The 3,808-nt window shown below is 59.8% G+C and carries 4 protein-coding genes; 1 reads left to right on the top strand and 3 read right to left on the bottom strand.

The features are described from left to right. The coding region (locus A3754_RS13730) for a VIT and VWA domain-containing protein (protein ID WP_231880629.1) at nt 1-1,099 on the bottom strand (1,099 nt) is incomplete at its 3' end. A 118-nt stretch (nt 1,100-1,217) separates the two neighbouring features. Next, nucleotides 1,218-1,712 carry a hypothetical protein gene (locus A3754_RS13735; RefSeq protein ID WP_063520141.1) on the bottom strand — a complete coding sequence of 165 codons (495 nt, stop codon included), beginning with the start codon at nt 1,710-1,712 and terminating at the stop codon, nt 1,218-1,220. A 185-nt stretch (nt 1,713-1,897) separates the two neighbouring features. Between A3754_RS13735 and A3754_RS13740 the strand changes: the two genes are divergently transcribed. Then, complete coding sequence (locus tag A3754_RS13740; protein ID WP_063520142.1) at nt 1,898-3,148, top strand: oxygenase MpaB family protein; 1,251 nt, start codon at nt 1,898-1,900, stop codon at nt 3,146-3,148. Between the two features lie 157 nt (nt 3,149-3,305). Here the strand turns inward: A3754_RS13740 and A3754_RS13745 are convergent, their stop codons facing one another. Next, a complete protein-coding gene (locus tag A3754_RS13745; protein WP_063520143.1) occupies nt 3,306-3,791 on the bottom strand; it encodes a YajQ family cyclic di-GMP-binding protein in 486 nt (161 codons plus the stop codon). Between the last annotated feature and the right edge of the window lie 17 nt (nt 3,792-3,808).

The following is a 3,808-nucleotide window of genomic DNA, read 5'->3' on the forward strand; positions in this document are numbered from 1 at the left end:
CGCTGGTGATTTCTTCGGCACGATCATCAAACAGCACGATTCTGAAGCGGTCGCCGCCGCGCAGTTTACCCAGGGCCTGGCTGACGCCGTCGGCCAGGGTGGCCAGTTTGGCACTCATGGAGCCGGAAATATCCAGCACGAACACCCAGTCGCTACCGGTGGTGATCGGGGGCAGGTCGTCACCGGGGGTGATGCTGAGCATAAAGGTGCCGCGATCCTTGCCCGGGGCCTTGTAGGCGACCAGGTCCACGCTGCCGGGCAGGTCCTGCTGGTGACGCCAGTAGACGACGATGTCCTGGTCCAGGGTGAACGCATTGGCCGGCTGGCCATTGGTGGCCGGGGGCGCGAAGTTGGCGCTTTCGCTGTTTGTTTCTTCTTCACTGCTGGCGGTTGCCGTGCGGTTGTCCAGTTTGACCTGCCATTGCTGCGGGCCCAGTTGCTGGATCTGCGCTTGGGGGTGTTTGGGCAGACGCAGGGCATCCACCGGGTAGCCGCTGCGCAGATTCAGTGTAAAGCTGAAGTGCTCTTCGACGCTGTCGTTGGCGGTCCAGAACGCCAGCTTCTTCTCGTCCACGCCGCCTTCTTCCAGCGGGTACACATAGCGGCCGATGCCGGTATCCACAAAGGCAGGCTGCATGTAGACCAGCCGTACCCGGGTGTCCTGGCCGGCGTGAACCGGTTGCACCAGCACATCAAAGGCCTTGTAGCTGTCCTTTTCGGTGAGCCCGGCCTCGCGGCCGGCGGCTTTTTCCTGTTCGTAGACCTGGCGGGCCTGCTGCTTTTCCAGCACTTCGCCGATTACCGGCTTGCCGTCGATCCATACGGTGAACTCGGCCACGGTGCCGCGCTCGGGGACCGGGAAGCGGTAGTAGGCTTCCAGGTCCTGATCATTGGGGTTGTGGAAGACCTGCTCCACTTCGGTAATGGCGTAGCCGTCTTCCACGTCCACGGTGACGTGTTGCTCGCGGATCTGTAGCGGCGGCAGGCTGCTGTTGGCTGGCGTCATCAGCCCGGCGGCCAGGGCTGGTGTGGTCAGCGCGCTGCTCAGCAGCAAAGCCAGACCGGAAAAAAGGCGGGTCAATCTGTTCCTGAAACCCATGATGATTCTCCTTGTTATGGATCATGGGGTTCGTTTTACGCGTGGTTGTGTGTTTTGTTAAACGCTGTTCATTAACAAGACATGTCGCAAGGTGTTCAATAGGACTCTGATTTGGCAATTACCCGTTATGGGTCAGTTGCTTACGTGTGGCATCGATTAATGCAGCGAAATCCGGGCGGGCGATGACGGCAAGCACCAGTGTGTAGACCCCGTTGAGCAGGGCGAGCAGGGCATCCGCCTGCATCAGGCTGAGGGCGATAACAATCATGGAAACGGCATCCAGGATTCCCAGCAGCATAAACATGCTGGCCTGTACCTTGAGCGCCGCTGTGTCGCCGGAGGGGTCCGCAGGGGTGGCGGTCTGGATCGGTCGGCCGGCAATAGCCCTGGGTGACAGCAGAGCATTACGTAGCGGTCGTGCCACGATCAACATCAGTGCCATGGCGCCCATGGCCGCCATGCGCAGGGTGTCTTGCGGCAGCAGTTCAAGGGATGCGGTGTAGTTCCCGAACCAGACCAGGCCAGCGACCGCGATGCCAATCAGCAAGGGCGCAGAGAGCACCAGAAACCATAAGGTATTGAGGCGCTGTACAGCTGAGGTGGACGCGGGCATAAACACTTTCCTGGGTCATGTTGTGAGAGATGGCGGTGAGCCGGAGCTACCGCAAACAATAAGGTTAAAGCAGGGAAACTAGCAAAGCCCGGGTGGATAAAAAAGTGCCAAATGTTTCTGTCATTCGGCGCCATTCTTTCTGTCGGTTCTAGCGCCCGCTGAATTGAGGGCAAGGAGCAAAAAGAATGACCGCAATGCTGGCAACCAGCCCGTTGGACCATGCTGATCTGAACCGGGTAGGCGACCCCGAGCGCCGGCAGATGCGCCGGGTGCGCAAACTGTTTTCACTGATGATCGGTTCCGATCCGCAGCCCAGTGAAGGGCAGATGCGGGTGATTCGCGAACACATGCTGATGGGCGACACCCTGGCGGACGCGGTCGTGCACATGTACAAGGGCTTGCCGGCAGGTGAGGGGCGCAAGCTGGTGGACCAGGCGCTGGAGCATGGCATCGACAGTGTTGAGAACCCGCCGCAGGCGCTCACCGCACTGTTCAACCAGATCGACCATGAACCGATCTGGCTGGATCGGGAAAAACTGCGCCTGGCCTGTGATGTCTCGCACCGGGTGGGCCTCTCCGGTGAGCTGGTATTGCGAAACCTGTCGTTGATGGGGGGCTATCTGGGCGCCGCTGCGGCCAAGCCGTTGGTGTTCACCGGGCAGCTGGATCGCATGGCGAACCGGCGCCTGGTGGAAACCGGAAAATTCTGGATGGACGTGACCACGCCGGGCGGCATGGAACGTGATCAGGAAGGGTTCAAAAGTGCGGTGAAAGTGCGGCTGATGCATTCCCAGGTGCGCGCCATGTTGCTGCAATCCGATAAGTGGAACATGGCCTGGGGGCACCCTCTGAATCAGTGGGATTCCATGGCGACCATTCTGGAATTTTCAGTGATTTTTCTCACCGGTCTGCGCTCGCTGGGTTTTATTTTCAGCAAAAAAGAACGGGAAGCGGTGGTGCATCTGTGGCGTTATGTCGGCTATCTGATGGGGGTGGAAGAACGGATCCTGCCCACCTGCGAGGCCGATGCCATGCGGGCGTTTTATCAGGTAGTGGCCACGATTTGCGAAAGCCATGACGACACCCGCAAGCTGGGCCAGGCCCTGGCGGGGGCGTCCCTGCAGGATGGTGGTGACGGTTGGGCGGCGAAACGTATGGCGCGGCTGGAGTACACCCTGCGAGCCGGTTACACCCGTTATATTCTGGGCGACGAAGCCGGCGATAAATTGGGCCTGCCGCGCACGGCAGCCAAGTATGTGTGGCCTGCCCAGATTCCCCTGCGTGTGGGGGCTGAACTGGTGCGCAAGAGCGTACCCGGGGCTAACCGGGTACTGGTATGGCTGGGTGCCAAAGCCCGCAGGGACCAGTTCCCCAAGCGGGTGCAGCGGCTGAAAGCGGATACCACCTTTACGCCAGTGAAGACGTTGGCGCGGTAAAAGCGACGGCAGTACGCCTCACGCGACACAGGTTCGTCCTTCTGCAACGTAAAAGGCCGCACCCAAATTTGGAGCGCGGCCTCTTGCGTTTGTGTGACTACAGCGCTGAAATCGCGTTGTAGCTTGTAGCTTGTAGCTTGTAGCTTGTAGCTGGATGCTAGTCCCTAAAATTATTGAACTGCAGCGGCGTTTCGATTTTGGATTCCCGTAGCAGTGCCATCACCGCCTGCAGATCATCGCGCTTCTTGCCGTTCACCCGCACCTGGTCACCCTGGATCGAGGCTTGTACCTTGATCTTGCTCTCCTTGATTTGCTTCACAATCTGTTTGGCCACGGGCTGGTCGATGCCCTGGCGGAAGGTCAGGGTCAGCGAGAAGGTCTTGCCGCTGTGCTCTGGCTCTTCGGGCTTGTCGGCGCCGGCGGCGCTGATGTTCTGTTTCAGGCAGGCCTTGGCGAACAGTTCTTCCAGTTGGCGCACCTGGAAATCGGATTCGGTCTTCAGGGTGACGGCCAGGCCGTTCTGCTCGATGCTGGCCTCCACGCCGCGGAAATCGAACCGGGTAGACAGCTCGCGGTTGGCGTTGTCCACCGCATGGCGAAGGGCGACTTCATCAATCTCGGAAACAATATCGAAAGACGGCATAGGGAGGTCCTGTCGGC

It is taken from the genome of Alcanivorax sp. HI0083, assembly GCF_001635175.1.

What these genes read in the sequence shown, in the direction of transcription:
- A3754_RS13740 (WP_063520142.1), top strand. Translation starts at nt 1,898, where the DNA reads ATGACCGCAATGCTGGCAACCAGCCCGTTGGACCATGCTGATCTGAAC.
- A3754_RS13745 (WP_063520143.1), bottom strand. Translation starts at nt 3,791, where the DNA reads ATGCCGTCTTTCGATATTGTTTCCGAGATTGATGAAGTCGCCCTTCGC.
- A3754_RS13735 (WP_063520141.1), bottom strand. Translation starts at nt 1,712, where the DNA reads ATGCCCGCGTCCACCTCAGCTGTACAGCGCCTCAATACCTTATGGTTT.